Source organism: Tenacibaculum insulae, assembly GCF_964512435.1.
Classification (GTDB): Bacteria; Bacteroidota; Bacteroidia; order Flavobacteriales; family Flavobacteriaceae; genus Polaribacter; species Polaribacter insulae_A.
The window spans coordinates 932,348-947,625 of sequence record NZ_OZ208512.1 but is presented as its reverse complement, the minus strand read 5'-3'; the positions used below and the strand labels follow the sequence as shown (position 1 = coordinate 947,625).

12 protein-coding genes are annotated in these 15,278 nt (G+C 31.8%); 5 read left to right on the top strand and 7 right to left on the bottom strand.

What is annotated here, in order from left to right; translation table 11 throughout:
• Nucleotides 1-35: 35 nt before the first annotated feature.
• Nucleotides 36-2,897 (top strand): TonB-dependent receptor, encoded by a 2,862-nt coding sequence (locus ACN5J5_RS04380; RefSeq protein WP_418646093.1) that lies wholly within the window; start codon nt 36-38, stop codon nt 2,895-2,897.
• Nucleotides 2,898-2,962: 65 nt separating this feature from the next.
• Here ACN5J5_RS04380 and ACN5J5_RS04375 read toward each other — a convergent pair whose 3' ends face one another.
• From ACN5J5_RS04375 to ACN5J5_RS04350, 6 genes are all read right to left on the bottom strand, one after another.
• The gene (locus ACN5J5_RS04375; protein WP_418646092.1) at nt 2,963-4,024 is read right to left on the bottom strand and encodes a CNNM domain-containing protein; all 1,062 of its coding nucleotides are present in this window, start codon (nt 4,022-4,024) and stop codon (nt 2,963-2,965) included.
• Nucleotides 4,025-4,115: 91 nt separating this feature from the next.
• A complete protein-coding gene (locus ACN5J5_RS04370) occupies nt 4,116-4,955 on the bottom strand; it encodes a DUF3078 domain-containing protein (protein WP_418646091.1) in 840 nt (279 codons plus the stop codon).
• Between the two features lie 75 nt (nt 4,956-5,030).
• On the bottom strand, nt 5,031-5,894 hold the full coding sequence (locus ACN5J5_RS04365) for a DUF3078 domain-containing protein (protein ID WP_418646090.1): 864 nt from the start codon (nt 5,892-5,894) through the stop codon (nt 5,031-5,033).
• An 18-nt stretch (nt 5,895-5,912) separates the two neighbouring features.
• Nucleotides 5,913-6,422: a DUF2480 family protein gene (locus ACN5J5_RS04360; RefSeq protein ID WP_418646089.1), complete on the bottom strand. Its 510-nt coding sequence runs from the start codon at nt 6,420-6,422 to the stop codon at nt 5,913-5,915.
• 1 nt (nt 6,423) lies between these two features.
• Nucleotides 6,424-6,744, bottom strand: a complete 321-nt coding sequence (locus ACN5J5_RS04355) for a DUF59 domain-containing protein (protein WP_418646088.1) — start codon at nt 6,742-6,744, stop codon at nt 6,424-6,426.
• Between the two features lie 13 nt (nt 6,745-6,757).
• Complete coding sequence (locus tag ACN5J5_RS04350) at nt 6,758-7,183, bottom strand: SufE family protein (RefSeq protein ID WP_418646087.1); 426 nt, start codon at nt 7,181-7,183, stop codon at nt 6,758-6,760.
• A gap of 73 nt (nt 7,184-7,256) precedes the next feature.
• Here ACN5J5_RS04350 and ACN5J5_RS04345 point away from each other — a divergent pair, with 73 nt between their 5' ends.
• Complete coding sequence (locus ACN5J5_RS04345) at nt 7,257-8,183, top strand: PfkB family carbohydrate kinase (protein ID WP_418646086.1); 927 nt, start codon at nt 7,257-7,259, stop codon at nt 8,181-8,183.
• 69 nt (nt 8,184-8,252) lie between these two features.
• Nucleotides 8,253-10,151, top strand: a complete 1,899-nt coding sequence (locus ACN5J5_RS04340; RefSeq protein WP_418646085.1) for an amidophosphoribosyltransferase — start codon at nt 8,253-8,255, stop codon at nt 10,149-10,151.
• A gap of 70 nt (nt 10,152-10,221) precedes the next feature.
• Here the strand turns inward: ACN5J5_RS04340 and ACN5J5_RS04335 are convergent, their stop codons facing one another.
• The gene (locus tag ACN5J5_RS04335) at nt 10,222-10,584 is read right to left on the bottom strand and encodes an SPOR domain-containing protein (protein ID WP_418646084.1); all 363 of its coding nucleotides are present in this window, start codon (nt 10,582-10,584) and stop codon (nt 10,222-10,224) included.
• A 215-nt stretch (nt 10,585-10,799) separates the two neighbouring features.
• Between ACN5J5_RS04335 and ACN5J5_RS04330 the strand changes: the two genes are divergently transcribed.
• Nucleotides 10,800-12,089 (top strand): c-type cytochrome, encoded by a 1,290-nt coding sequence (locus ACN5J5_RS04330; RefSeq protein ID WP_418646083.1) that lies wholly within the window; start codon nt 10,800-10,802, stop codon nt 12,087-12,089.
• Between the two features lie 31 nt (nt 12,090-12,120).
• A complete protein-coding gene (locus ACN5J5_RS04325) occupies nt 12,121-15,264 on the top strand; it encodes a TAT-variant-translocated molybdopterin oxidoreductase (protein ID WP_418646082.1) in 3,144 nt (1,047 codons plus the stop codon).
• Nucleotides 15,265-15,278: the final 14 nt, after the last annotated feature.

The following is a 15,278-nucleotide window of genomic DNA, read 5'->3' as shown; positions in this document are numbered from 1 at the left end:
TATAATTTTTTAAAATGTTCAAAAAACAATTAACAATGATTGTTTTTACTTTGTGCAGTATAATGTCATACGCGCAAGTAGAAATAAAAGGACTAGTGTACGACGAATATCTAGAGCCTTTTTACAATGCTAAAGTCGCAGTAGAAGGTGTAGAGGTAGCATCAAATCAAGATGGTGAATTTACCTTAAGTATTAAAAAAGAATTTCCAATAACATTAAAAATTTCAGCTTTTGGTTATCAAACTGAAGAGTTGATTATTACAAGTTTAAAAAAATCGATTAATGTTATTTTGAAAGAAAATGTATTGTTAGATCAGATTGTAATTTCTGCATCTAGAGTTCCTGAAAGAATTATTGAGTCTCCTGTAACAATAGAGCGATTTGGTATGACTGATATTAAAAGCACTTCATCTAAATCTTTTTACGATGGTTTGGTAAATTTAAAAGGAATACAATCTAGAGAAGGTAGTTATGGATTTAAATCTATAAATACCAGAGGTTTTTCTGACTTTAGTAACTCGCGTTTTGTACAAATGATTGATGGTATGGATACCGCTGCGCAAGCTTTAAGTTTTAGTACAGGTAATTTTTCGGGTGTATCAGAATTAGATATACAAAGTGTTGAAATTTTGCCAGGAGCAGCATCAGCTTTGTATGGAGCAAATGCTTACAATGGTTTAATGCTTATGAACACTAAAAACCCGTTTAATTATACTGGTGTTAGTACGTTATTTAAAAGTGGATATATGAGTCAAAAAGAAGGAGGGAACAACCCTTTTTATGATGTATCGGTAAGAATGGCGTATAAGTTTAGTGATTATTTTGCAGCAAAGGTAAATTTTTCATATTACGAAGCAGAAGAATGGCATGCTAATGATTTAAGAAACAAGAAGGTTGATACACACGAAATAGGTCCTGGTAACATAAATTCAACTATTAATTATGATGGTATAAATACTTATGGAGATGAAATTTTTGGTGATTTATCTGTGTATAACGATTACCTACAAACTGTTAAACCAGGAAGTGAAGAAATTCCGTGGGGAACACTTTCTAGAAGAACAGGATATACTGAACGTGAACTTTTAAGAAACGATTTTAAAACAAATAACGTAAGATTTTCAGGGTCATTTTATTTTAGACCATTTAAAGATGATCGATTAGAAATTCAATTATCTTCAAGACTCTCTTTAAGAGATAATATTTTTCAAGGATCAAGTAGATTCGTACAACGTAATTATTATACACAACAACACAAATTAGAGGTAAAAGGTGAGGATTTTTATGTTAGAGGGTATTATACAGGAAATGATTCTGGTAATTCATACGATTTAACAAAAACAGGAATAGCACTTAATGATTCAGCTACTCCTAATGATGTTTGGAGAGGAGAATACTTTAATAACATCTATGTAAACGGAACTTCTATACAAGAAGCAAGAAGATTAGCAGATGTTAATAGATTAAACCCAAATACAAATGCGTTTAATAATACGTTTAACAATATTACATCAACTTTAATATCAGAAGGTGGTAGTGCTTTGTATGAAAAAAGTAGTTATAAACATGTAGATGGTAATTATAATTTTAAAAGAGTGTTAAACGATTGGGCAGATTTACAAATCGGAGCCTCTTATAGAGAATATAATCCAAGCTCTAAAGGAACACTTTTTAATGATTTTTATGAAGAGATAAGTATAGAAGAGTATGGTTTTTATTCTCAAATTCAGAAAAAAATATTTAATGAAAGGTTAAAAGTAACAGGTTCTCTTCGTTATGATAAATCAGATAATTTTAAAGGAAATTATTCTCCAAAATTAGCATTAAATTATATTTTAGACGAAGATAATAATCATGTTTTAAGAGCTTCTTATCAAACAGGTTTTAGAAATCCAACTGTACAGGAACAATATATGTTCTTAAATCCAGCGGTTAAAACGACTGTGGGAACTGTTAAGGATAATCTAAACAGAATTGCTTACGAAAATAGTTATTATGAAATTTGGGATGATGCTTCAGGACAATATGTTGGAGATTTAAGAACAGTATCAGGAGAAGAGATAATTAATAATTCATTACTTACCAAAACAGTATATTATGATGTAAATACATATACAGGTAATACTTATGAAAAATCTAATTACGAAGAGGTGAAACCTGAGGTTGTTAAAACATTTGAATTGGGGTATAGAAGTATGTTTCGTTTAAATAATAATACTAATTTCGATTTAGATGTTAACGCATATTACAGTAAACACGATAATTTTATTTTTACACAAGATGTTGTTACTCCTAATGGAGGAAAAGTATATCCTTTTGGAAACAGAAAGTTAACTGCAGATGAATTATTAGTACCTAATAATGCTTATGGATATATAGTTGACGGAGTTTTAGTTTTAGATGAAATAGCAAATAGAGCTTTTACTATAGGAAATGTACGTGAGTTCAATATTATAACAAATAGTAAGTCTCAAATTGAATCTTACGGTTTTGCTGTAGGTATGCATACTAAATTATTTAAAAACTTTGATTTTGGTCTAAATTATAATTTTAATGATTTTAGGTTAGAAGATAAAGATAACGGTCAATTCGAGCCAAATTTCAATACACCAAAGCATACTGTAAAAGTGCAATTTGGAAATAATAAGCTTTTTAAGAATTTTGGATTTAATGTAAATGCAAGATGGTCTGATGAGTATAAATGGGTTTCTACTTTTGTAAAAGGAGACGTAAATGCAAGAACAGTAATTGATGCGCAATTAAATTATCGTATACCTTCAATAAAATCTAGATTTAAAATTGGAGGAACAAATTTATTTGGTAAAGAATATTTTGTAGCGCCAGGTTCTGGTCAAATAGGACAATTGTATTATGTTTCTTGGATAATTAACAACTAGGTTACTAAGACTAACTATATTTAAAACAAAACCCCAAGCAATATGCTTGGGGTTTTGTTTTTTAATTATTCTATAATTCCGATTTCTTTGGCGCGTTTTTCCCAGTTTTTTCTTGCTAAACTTTGTAAGTCAGCAACGTTATCGCTTTCATCCATAATTTCAAAGCCTAATAAGGTTTCAATAATATCTTCTTGTGTAACGAGTCCGCTAATTGTACCATATTCGTCAACAACTAAGGCTAAATGCTCTCGTTGATGTATCATTTGATTAAATAATTCAGGAATTGATAATTCTCTTTGGGTAACAATAATATCTCTTTTGATTGATTTTAATGGCTCGTTCCCTTTTTTATCAATTAAAGAAAGTAAGAGCTGGTCCTTTAAAAAATATCCTGTGATGTTGTCCGCATTTTCAGAAAAAACAGGTATTCTTGAAAACCGCAAAAGTTTATGACTATCAAAAAAAGATTGAATACTTTGATTTTCATCAGCAATTGTAACAACAGTGCGTGGTGTCATGATATGTTGTGCCTGAACATCTTTAAGGTTAAGCATGTTTCTAATTACGTTGCTTTCACTTTCATGAAAAACACCTTCTTGTTCGGCAATATCTGTCATGGCAGAGAAATCCTCCCTACTTAAAACACTTTCGCCATGGCCACTTTTACCGCCAATAAGTTTAGTTGTTAGTTGTAAAACCCATAAAATACCTGTCCATTTTAAAGGAAAGATCATTATTTTTAGTGCTTTAGTAGTAAAATTGGCAAGTTGTTTCCAATAAGTAGCTCCGATAGTTTTAGGAATAATTTCTGAAGCTACTAAAATTAAAATAGTCATTGTTGCAGAAACAATAAAAACGCCATATCCATCATCATTAAATATCTTTTTAGCTTCAGTACCAACTAAAATAGCTCCAACTGTATGAGCAAGTGTGTTTAAGGTTAAAATAGCTATTAAAGGTTTGTCTACATCTTTTTTTAACGATTCTAACTGGGTAGCAAAAATTTTACCTTCATTTTTTTTTACATTTATATAAGTGTGTGTTACACTTAATAAAACTGCTTCTAATATTGAACAGATAAAAGAAAAAAAGATAGATACTGTTGCGTAAATAATTAATAAAGTCATTGCTTTTTAAAATTTTAAGCTAAAATAAGCAAAAAAGAAAACCTCAAAGAATTAGATCTTTGAGGTTTTCTTTTGAGACGTAAGTTTTTTATTAAAAGCTATAGTTAATACCTAAACCAAATACTTCTTTTGTTTGAAAACCTCTGTATGCATTATCATCATAAATAGCCTGTAAAGAAAGGTTTGCAGATAAATATTTGTTAACTTTCATCACTACGTTTACGGTGTAATCAATATCAACGTTTTGATAATCTTCTAAATAATCACTATATAAATTTAAGATGTTTTCAACGGTAACGTTTTCCATAATCTCTAGTTTATAATAAGCATTGATAGCGAAACCTAATTCGTAACGTGAACTTTCCCCTTGTTTAACACCAAAAGCGGGCCCTAAATCGGTTAAGTGATTGTGTACTAAAATTAATTTAGAAGTGGCTGGTGCAAGGTTTACTTTTAAGTTGTCTGACTTTTTCCATAACATACCAGGTCCAAATTGGAAGTACGCAGGAGCAAAAAAGTGTGATGTTTGAACATCTTCAACATAAGTAGATGACATTTGTGTTTTAAAATTTAAAAAGGCTGAATAATACCAGTTTTTAGAGATTCTTTTCCCTACTAAAGAGGTAAACTCAAAACGATCATCTGTTTTTTCAGTATCTTCTTTTTTAATTTTTGTAATTCCGTATGCTGCAATTAATTTGTTATCCCATGTCCAATCTCCTTTCGTGTAATTAAAATCGTAATTTAAATTTAAGGCACCAGAGATATTGTTTGATCCACCAGCTAACCAGTTGTTAAATGCTGATTGATTGAATAAAAAAGAAATGTTACCATCTTTTTTCCATCCATCTTTGTTTTCTTCTTTATTTTCATCTTGAGCATTAATTGTTAACGCACTAAATAAAATAGTGATAGCTATTAGTTTTTTCATTATAAAAGGTATTTGTTTTTTTGAAATTTAAAATTGTATTTCTTTTAAAATTTAGACAATAATATTTTTAAAAAGTCACTTATTATTAAAGGCATAATATAACCCAAGTCCAAAAGCTTCTTTAAATTGTATTTTGCTAGAAGCATCATCATCAACAATTAGGTGTAAATTAAGGTTTGTAGAAATATACTTGTTAATTTTTACTGCAAAATTTAATTGATAATCAATGTCAATATTAGCAGCGTTTTTAAAGTAATCAGAATAAATAGCAACAATGTTTTCCATCGTTATGTTCGGCATAATTTCGCTTTTAAAATATGCTGATAAATTTAAACCAAGTCCGAAATTTGTATTTCTATTCTCTTCTACACCATATTTTCCTGAAAACTGATCAGAAACAAAGGTATATCGTGCTGTTGCTGGCGCTATATTGATTCTTTGATTGTCACTTTTTTTCCAAAGTATTCCAGGGCCAAAACTCCAATATGCTGGCGAAAAGAAATTAGAAATAAGAGTTTTAGTATCTTCTTTATGCTCGTAACCTTTTGTGTATTGTGTTTTAAAATTGCTAAAAAACGATACAAACCAATATTTAGAGGTGTGTAAACCAACGATTGAATTAAATTCAAAATCATCATTTGTTTTACGTAAACCCTGTTCATCAACGTAACTTAATCCATAATTACTGTTTATTTTATTATCCCAGTTCCACTTATTTTTTTTGTAATTAATATCAAAAGCAACACCAACATTACCTGCAATGGTGTTGTTACCACCTGCACTCCAGTTAGAAAAAGACGATTGATTAAATAAAAAAAGATATTTCCCTTCAATTGTTAGTGCTTTAGGAATACTGTCTTTTTTTACTTCTGTTTTCGTTTCTTGAGAAAATAGATTGAAAGAACTATAAAGCAGTATTAGTAGCGTAAGTTTTTTCATGAGATAAATACGAATTAATTATTTTTTAGCTTTAAATAATGGCACTGTAGAACAGGCTTCGCCAAACATAATGTTTTTTGCTGTTGGTTGAATTTTTTGAATTAAAAAGGTATATGCTGATGCCGGTATTGGTTTATTACTACAGCCTTTTATTATAACAGGTTTGTTGGCAAATTCACTAACATCCATGTTTAAAATTATTTCTTGATACACAGCAGTTTCTAATAATTCTAAATTACCAACAACAACTTTTTTTGCAAATTCTGATAAATGAGCACTTAATAATAAATAGGCCCAAGAAGGAATAATAGCGTCTGAAGAGCAAGTTAAAGCAACGTAATTATTTTGATATTGAGACCAATCGTGATTTTTTACTTGTGCTCTAAAATCTTTTTCACGAAGAATTAACTCTTCATACAGCCAATCTTTAATATCAAAAACAACACGATTTCCTTTTGGATAAAAATCCTCAAGATCAATAGTAATTAATTTACTGTTTGCAACTCTGTTTATAATTTCTTCAGCCATTTTAAAGCATTCCAAGTTCTAATTTCGCTTCATCGCTCATCATATCTTGTGTCCAAGTAGGATCAAAAGTAATTTCAACCTCACAGGTGTTAATTTCTTTTAATGTTTTTACTTTCTCTTCAATTTCTACTGGTAAACTTTCAGCTACTGGGCAGTTTGGCGAAGTTAATGTCATTAATATTTTGGCATCGTTTTCTTCGGATACAAAAACATCGTAAATTAAGCCCAATTCGTAAATATCTACAGGAATTTCTGGATCAAATATTGTTTTTAAAACCCCTACTATTTTATCTCCTAATTCGTCTAATTGCGTATCTGTCATTTTTTCTACTTCTTTAATTCGCTAATTTCGATTGTTGTGCAATCGCGTACATTTTAATTTGTTTTATCATTGAAACCAATCCGTTTGCTCGTGTCGGACTTAAATGTTCTTTTAAGCCTATTTCGTCAATAAAATCGGTTTTAGCTTCAATAATTGCTTGCGGACTTTGATTTGAAAACACCCTCAATAATAGCGCCACAATTCCTTTGGTTAAAATAGCATCACTATCCGCAGTAAATTCAATGGTATTGTTTTTTAATTCAGAATACAACCATACTTTCGATTGGCATCCTTTAATTAAATTTTCATCTAATTTATAAGTCTCGTTAATTAAAGGAAGCGATTTCCCTAAATCAATAATATACTCATAACGCTCCATCCAGTCTTCAAACATCGAAAACTCATCAATAATTTCTTCTTGTATTTCTTTGATAGTCATTTTTTAAAACTATTTTTGCATCTTCAAAAGACACTTTATTTGAAAGTGCAAAATTACAGTAAAAAAATAAGAAATGAGTAAATTATTAGCAGTTGGTACCGTAGCTTTTGATGCTATTGAAACACCTTTTGGTAAAACAGATAAAATATTAGGAGGGTCAGGAACATTTGTTGGTTTGGCAGCCTCTCAATTTGGTGTAAAAACAGGCGTGGTTTCTGTTGTAGGTGGAGATTTTTCTCAGTCATATTTAGATATGATGAACAGCAAAGGAATTAATACAGATGGTATTGAAGTTGTTAAAGAAGGTAAAACTTTTTTTTGGAGCGGTAAATATCATAATGATATGAATTCTCGAGATACTTTAATTACTGAGCTAAATGTGTTAGAGCATTTTACGCCAGTAGTACCAGAAGAATTTAAAGATGCAGGTATTGTAATGTTAGGTAATTTACATCCGTTAACACAGGCATCTGTTTTAGATCAAATGACAGAAAAACCAAAATTAGTAGTATTAGATACGATGAATTTTTGGATGGATATTGCTTTAGCAGATTTACACACCGTTTTAAAACGTGTAGATGTTATTACAATTAATGATGAAGAAGCACGCCAGTTAAGTGGAGAATATTCGTTGGTAAATGCAGCGAAAAAAATCCATACTATGGGGCCAAAATACGTAGTAATTAAAAAAGGAGAACACGGAGCTTTATTATTTAATGAAGGAAAAATGTTCTTTGCACCAGCATTACCATTAGCAGAGGTTTTTGATCCAACTGGAGCTGGAGATACTTTTGCAGGAGGTTTTTGCGGGTATTTAGCAAAAAGTGGTGATATTTCGTTTGAAAATATGAAAAACGGAATTATTTACGGATCTAATTTAGCTTCGTTTTGTGTAGAAAAGTTTGGTACACAGCGAATGGAAGAGCTAACAAAAGACGAAGTGCTAACTCGCTTACAGTCTTTTAAAGAATTAACACAGTTTGATATAGAATTATCATAAATATAAATCCGCGCTTTTTGCTGCGGATTTTTTTATACAACAACAACACACAATTAAATATTTTTTCAAATGAGTGACGCTATTAAACACGAATGTGGTATTGCAATGGTTCGGTTATTAAAACCATTACAATATTATAAAGACAAATACGGAACCGCATTTTATGGTGTAAATAAAATGTACTTATTAATGGAGAAACAGCATAATCGCGGTCAGGATGGTGCTGGTTTAGCAAGTATAAAATTTAACGTAAATCCAGGAACAAGGTATATTAGTAGAGTGCGTTCTAATCAATCGCAGCCAATTCAAGATATTTTCGGAAAAGTTAATAAAAGAATTAACGGTGTTTTTGAAGAAAATCCTGATAAGATTGATGATGTTAAGTGGCAAGAAGAGCATATTCCATACTTAGGAAACCTGTTTTTAGGACACGTTCGTTATGGTACTTTTGGTAAAAACTCTATAGAAAGCGTGCATCCATTTTTACGTCAAAGTAATTGGAAACATCAGAGTTTAATTGTTGCGGGGAATTTTAATATGACCAATTCAAAACAACTTTTAAACGACTTAATAGAGTTAGGACAACATCCAAAAGAAGCTACCGATACGGTAACTGTAATGGAAAAAATAGGTCATTTTTTAGAAGATGAAGTTTCTGAACTGTACATAAAGGCAAAAGAAGCAGGTTTTAATAAGCAAGATGCTTCTCCGTTTATAGAAGAGCATTTAAACATACAACGAATCTTACAGAGATCAGCAAAAAACTGGGATGGTGGTTATGCTATGGCAGGTTTGTTAGGTCATGGAGATGCGTTTGTGTTAAGAGATCCATCTGCAATTCGTCCAGCATTTTATTATCAAGATGATGAAGTTGTAGTGGTAGCGTCTGAACGTCCTGTAATTCAAACCGTATTTAATGTTGCTATTGATAAAATTAAAGAAATAGACAGAGGGCACGCGTTAATTATAAAAAAGAGTGGTGAAACTTCAATGAAGCCAGTTTTAGAACAGCGCGAAAAGAAAGCTTGTTCTTTCGAACGCATCTATTTTTCAAGAGGTAGTGACGCATCTATTTATGAAGAAAGAAAAAATTTAGGAAAATATGTTTTTCCTGAAGTTTTAAAATCGATTAATAGTGATATCGAAAATTCGGTTTTTTCTTACATTCCTAACACTGCTGAAACTTCATTTTTTGGAATGATGGAAGCCGCAGAAGATGTATTGAATCAGCAAAAAACGGCAGCTATTTTAGCAGGTGGAGGTAAGTTATCAAAAGAAAAGGTAACAGAAATTTTATCTAAAAGACCTCGTTTTGAAAAAATAGCGATTAAAGACGCAAAACTTAGAACTTTTATTACTGATGATAGTAGTAGAGATGATTTAGTAGCGCACGTTTACGATGTTACTTACGGTGTGGTTAAACCAACCGATAATTTGGTGATTATTGATGATAGTATTGTACGTGGTACTACTTTAAAGAAAAGTATTATTAAAATATTAGATCGATTAAATCCGAAGAAAATAGTAGTAGTTTCTTCAGCGCCACAAATTCGTTATCCTGATTGTTATGGTATCGACATGGCAAAAATTAACGACTTTATAGCTTTTAAAGCAACGTTAGAGTTGTTAAAAGAAACAGATCAATATCATATTATTGATGATGTGTATGCCAAGTGTAAAAAACAAGAAGTAAGCGAAGATAAAGATGTGGTTAATTATGTAAAAGAAATGTATGCACCTTTTACTGATGAGCAAGTTTCTGGTAAAATTGCTCAAATGTTAAAAACTGCGAATATTACTTCGGATATAGAGGTTATTTTTCAGCCAGTAAGTAGTTTGCATAAAGCATGTCCTGATAATTTAGGAGATTGGTATTTTACAGGAGATTATCCTACGGATGGAGGAAATCGTGTCGTAAATCAGGCGTTTATTAATTTTTACGAAGGAAACGATAAGAGAGCATACTAAAACAAGCTCTTTTAGGTATAATAAAAAAGCAGCATCAATTTGATGCTGCTTTTTTATTTTCAAATAGTTTTTATAGCGGAATAATAATAGCTCCGTTAAACTTTTCTCTTATTTTGTTTAATGCTTTGTCAGCTTGTAATCTTGTTTTGTAATTACCTACCTGCGCTTTCCAATCTGGTTGGTCATATACCAGTTTAGTGTATACGCCAGGGTATTCAACTTGAAATCTATAGCGTAAGCTTTTAGCTCTCTTTTCTAGTCCGTTGTATAGCTGAATTCTAAAGCCTGTTCCGTGGTATTTGTTGTATTCTCTTTTCTTTTTTATTAAAGATGTAATGTCTTTATCTTGTGTATAACTGTCTTGAGCTTTAGCGCTAAAAACACCTATTGTAAGGATTAGGATACAGGTTATAATTAAATTTCTTTTTTTCATTATTATTAAAACTTTTTACAAAAGTAACGACTTGCAATTTAATAGATTGTCTGTGCAAGTTATTTAGAATAGTTATAAATTATAAATTAGCAATCTCTTAACATTTCACAATTTAGACAGAAGTAGTACTTTTGTCCAACTTTCTATGTGCTGTTTTATAATAGCTTTATAGAAAAAATTGTACCAAAATAGATACAAAACTTATATTTAATAGTATGAAAAGTGTGAAACATCACAGTAGATTAACCCAAACACTCGTAAAGAGTTTAGCTTTCTTTTTAGTTTTATTTGTAAGCTTTTCAGCGTTTTCGCAAGAAGTTGATGAGGCGCGTCAAAAAGAAGGGAAAAAATTATTTAAATCTTTATGTGCTTCATGTCACAAGTTAGATAAGAGACTTGTTGGTCCTAAGTTGGGAGGCGTTGAAGAAAAGAGAGAAAACGACTGGTTAAAGTCTTGGATTAAAGACAATGCAGCGTTAAGAGCTTCTGGAGATAAAGATGCAATTGAGGTTTTTGAAGAGTATAAGCAGTCTAATATGACCGCTTTTCCTCAGTTAACAGATAAGAATATCGACGATATTCTTTATTATACGACTGTTGGAGAACTTAAAAAAGCAGGAGAAGCAGTTGTTGCAACTGGTGAGGTTTCTAAAGAAGACGCTCCGAAATGGTTAATTTACATTTTAGCAGCAGCGATTATTGTAGCGTTTTTAATTATTGCTAGTTTATTAAAAACAATTAGCGAATTAAAAGGGGCGCCAAAAACAGCAGGAGCTTTAGGTCAAACAGCTGAGTTGTGGGAAGGGATTAAGAAAAATACTTTTTTACATGTGTTGTTAGTGATTTTTGGAGCTTTAACTGTTGCGTATTTTTTATTCGGAACGTTATTTAAAATAGGTGTTGATCAAGGGTATCAGCCAATTCAGCCTATTGCTTTTTCTCATAAGATTCATGCAGGTGATAATAAAATAGATTGTCAATATTGTCACTCTTCAGCAAGACATAGTAAAACATCTGGAATTCCATCTGTAAGTGTTTGTATGAATTGTCATAAAAACATATCAGAAGTTGCAGAAGATACTAAAGTTGTAATGGATGATCATACTTTAACAAAGTCTGATTTAGATAAAGAAATTGCTAAGATTTACGAAGCAGCAGGATGGGATGCAGAAAATTTACAATACACTGGTGAAACTAAACCAGTAAAGTGGGTTAGAGTTCATAATCTACCAGATTTCGCATATTATAACCACTCGCAGCACGTAAATGTTGCAGGTTTAAAATGTCAAAAATGTCACGGACCAGTAGAAGAAATGGAAGAAGTATATCAGTACTCTCCATTAACAATGGGTTGGTGTATCGACTGTCATAAAGAAACAAAGGTTGACTTAAAAGGAAACGAGTATTATGCTAAGATTCATAAAGAATTAGCAGCAAAGTATGGAGTTGATCAAGTTACAATTGCTCAATTAGGAGGAAAAGAGTGTGGTAAGTGCCACTATTAATCAATTAGAAAGTAGAAAAACACGTATATAAATGGCTTCAAACAAAAAATACTGGCAAAGTGTTGAAGAACTAAAAGATAGTTCTGTTGTTGAAACGTTACGCAATAATGAGTTTGTACAAGATATTCCTACAGATGAGTTTTTAGGTGATAAAGAAACGTTAGAAACATCATCAACTTCGCGTAGAGATTTCTTGAAATATGTTGGGTTTACCACAGCAGCAGCTTCTTTAGCAGCTTGTGAAGGTCCAGTAAGAAAATCAATTCCTTATGTAGTACAACCAAATGATATCGTTGCAGGTGTTGCTGATTGGTATGCAACTACAATTGCAGATGGTTTTGATTTTGCAAACGTATTAGTAAAAACACGCGAAGGTCGTCCGATTCTTGTAATGCCTAATAAGCAAGCAGGAGGAGAGACAAATGCACGTACTCAAGCATCTGTTTTATCATTATATGATGGTGAATTAAGATTAAAAGAACCTCAAGATAAAGAGTCTTTTTTAACTTGGGATGATGCTGATGCGCAAATTATAGCAAAATTAAAAGAATTAAAAGAAGCAAACGAATCAGTAGTTTTATTAACAGGTACTCTAGCGAGTCCGTCTACTGAAAAAGTAATTGCTGATTTTACTGCTGCATATCCAAACGTAAAACACGTTGTTTATGATGCAATTTCTGAAAGTGCTACCGCAGATGCTTTTGAAGCAATGTACGGTAAACGTGCTTTACCTAATTATGATTTTAGTGATGCTAAAGTAATTGTTTCTGTTGGTGCTGATTTTATTGGCGACTGGCAAGGTGGTTACGAGAAATCTTATGCTGATGGACGTAGAGCTGAATCTGGTAAAATGTCTTACCATGTTCAAATAGAAAGTAACATGTCTTTAGCAGGAGCAAATGCTGATAAAAGAATCGTTGTAAAACCTTCTGAACAAGTATATGCTTTAATTAACTTGTATAACGAAGTAGCAGGAGAATCATTACCAACTAAGGAAACTAAATTTGATGCAGAAATTAAAAAACTTGCAAGCGATTTAAAGAAAGCAGGTTCAAAAGGAGTTGTAGTAACTGGGTTAAATGATAAAAATGCACAGTTAATTGCTTTAGCGATTAATGAGAAATTAAATAGTGAGGTTATTGATACCAAAGCCGTTAATTTAACGCGTCAAGGTAATGATACTCAAGTAGCTCAATTAGTAGCTGATATTAAAGGAGGTAAAGTAAAAGGTTTAGTAACTTATAATACTAACCCTTTATATACTTTAGCAAATGCTGCTGATTTAGCAGAAGGAATTAAAAGTTTAAAATTATCTGTTGCAATTGCTACGCAAAATGATGCAACGGCTAATGCAGCACAATATATTTTACCAGCACCTCATAACTTAGAAAGTTGGGGAGATGTTACAATTACTGAAGGAACATATAGTTTAATGCAACCAACTATTTCTCCATTATTTAATACACGTCAGTTACAAGATGTGTTATTAAAATGGTCAGGTAGCTCAGTAAATTACTATGATACTTTAAAGGAGTTTTGGAGTACCAATGTTTTAGGTGGCGCATCTTGGAATCAAGCATTGCATGATGGTGTTTTTAAAGCTCAAACAGAAGAAGTAGAATCAGTTGCTTTTGAATCTACAGTTGATATTAATGCAACTGCAGTTCAGTTAGTAAGAGCAGCAAGTAACGCATCTGGATTTGAATTAAACTTGTACTCATCAACTGCATTAGGTGATGGTAAACAAGCAAATAACCCTTGGTTACAAGAATTACCAGATCCTATTACTCGTGCAGCATGGGATAATTACTTAACCGTTTCTATGGCAGATGCTAGAGAATTAGGTTTTGAAAATCCTGTAAAAGATAACGGAGCTATTAATGGTAACTATGCAACTGTAACAGTAAACGGTGTTGCTATTGAAAATATTCCTGTAATGATTCAACCTGGTCAAGCAAAAGGATCGGTTGGTTTAGCATTAGGATATGGTAGAACGCAAAGTTTAAAAGAAGAAATGCAAGTAGGTATTAATGCTTACCCTTTCTTTAAAGATGGTAACAATGTACAATACAATGTTACGATCGAAAAAACATCAGGATGGCATAAATTTGCTTGTACACAAGTACAAAGTACACTTGCAGGTCGTCATGATATCTTAAAAGAAGCAACTTTAAAACAAGTTACTAATAAGAATTTAGATCCTAAACATACTTGGAATAAGCCAGCAATGGTTTCTTATGATCACCAAGAAGTTGAAGCTAAAAGCATCGATTTATGGGACGATCATGATAGAAGTATTGGGCATCACTTTAATTTATCAATCGATTTAACATCTTGTACAGGTTGTGGAGCATGTGTGGTAGCATGTCATGCAGAAAATAATGTGCCAGTTGTAGGTAAAGACGAAGTACGTGTAGGTAGAGATATGCACTGGTTACGTATTGATCGTTACTATTCATCTACTGTTTCAGATAAACAGCACGAAGCTTCAATGACAATTGAGCAGTTTAAAGCTGAAAATCCAAGTTTAGCAAACAAAGACGTTGAAAGAAAATATACAGAAAGAGTATTAGAATTAAGTAGAGGTGATTTATTTGATGCTTTAGAAAATTCTGCAGAAAACCCAGAAGTTGCTTTCCAACCAATGATGTGCCAGCACTGTAATCACGCACCATGTGAAACAGTATGTCCGGTAGCAGCAACATCTCACGGTCGTCAAGGTCAAAATCAAATGGCTTATAACAGATGTGTAGGTACAAGATATTGTGCAAATAACTGCCCATATAGAGTTCGTCGTTTTAACTGGTTTAACTACTCAGAAAATGAAGAATTCGACTTCAATATGAATAACGAATACGGTAAAATGGTGTTAAATCCAGATGTAGTAGTTCGTTCTCGTGGAGTTATGGAAAAATGTTCTATGTGTATTCAAATGACACAAGCAACTATTTTAAAAGCTAAGAAAGAAGGTAGAGCGGTAAATAAAGATGAGTTTGAAACAGCATGTTCATCTGCATGTTCTACAGGAGCAATGGTTTTTGGAGATATTAATAACTCTGAAGATGCCGTGGCAGCTTTAAAAGAAGATAACAGAGCCTTTCACGTGTTAGACTATATTGGTACTAAACCAAATGTAGTGTATCAAGTAAAAGTTAGAAATACAAACGAAGCTTAAGAATCAAATTAATA

Bases quoted from the DNA above. Each gene is read 5' to 3' on its own strand.
- ACN5J5_RS04380 (WP_418646093.1), top strand. From the start codon at position 36: ATGATTGTTTTTACTTTGTGCAGTATAATGTCATACGCGCAAGTAGAA.
- ACN5J5_RS04370 (WP_418646091.1), bottom strand. From the start codon at position 4,955: ATGAAAAAACTAATAGCTATCACTATTTTATTTAGTGCGTTAACAATT.
- ACN5J5_RS04365 (WP_418646090.1), bottom strand. From the start codon at position 5,894: ATGAAAAAACTTACGCTACTAATACTGCTTTATAGTTCTTTCAATCTA.
- ACN5J5_RS04335 (WP_418646084.1), bottom strand. From the start codon at position 10,584: ATGAAAAAAAGAAATTTAATTATAACCTGTATCCTAATCCTTACAATA.
- ACN5J5_RS04350 (WP_418646087.1), bottom strand. From the start codon at position 7,183: ATGACTATCAAAGAAATACAAGAAGAAATTATTGATGAGTTTTCGATG.
- ACN5J5_RS04325 (WP_418646082.1), top strand. From the start codon at position 12,121: ATGGCTTCAAACAAAAAATACTGGCAAAGTGTTGAAGAACTAAAAGAT.
- ACN5J5_RS04360 (WP_418646089.1), bottom strand. From the start codon at position 6,422: ATGGCTGAAGAAATTATAAACAGAGTTGCAAACAGTAAATTAATTACT.
- ACN5J5_RS04345 (WP_418646086.1), top strand. From the start codon at position 7,257: ATGAGTAAATTATTAGCAGTTGGTACCGTAGCTTTTGATGCTATTGAA.
- ACN5J5_RS04340 (WP_418646085.1), top strand. From the start codon at position 8,253: ATGAGTGACGCTATTAAACACGAATGTGGTATTGCAATGGTTCGGTTA.
- ACN5J5_RS04375 (WP_418646092.1), bottom strand. From the start codon at position 4,024: ATGACTTTATTAATTATTTACGCAACAGTATCTATCTTTTTTTCTTTT.
- ACN5J5_RS04355 (WP_418646088.1), bottom strand. From the start codon at position 6,744: ATGACAGATACGCAATTAGACGAATTAGGAGATAAAATAGTAGGGGTT.
- ACN5J5_RS04330 (WP_418646083.1), top strand. From the start codon at position 10,800: ATGAAAAGTGTGAAACATCACAGTAGATTAACCCAAACACTCGTAAAG.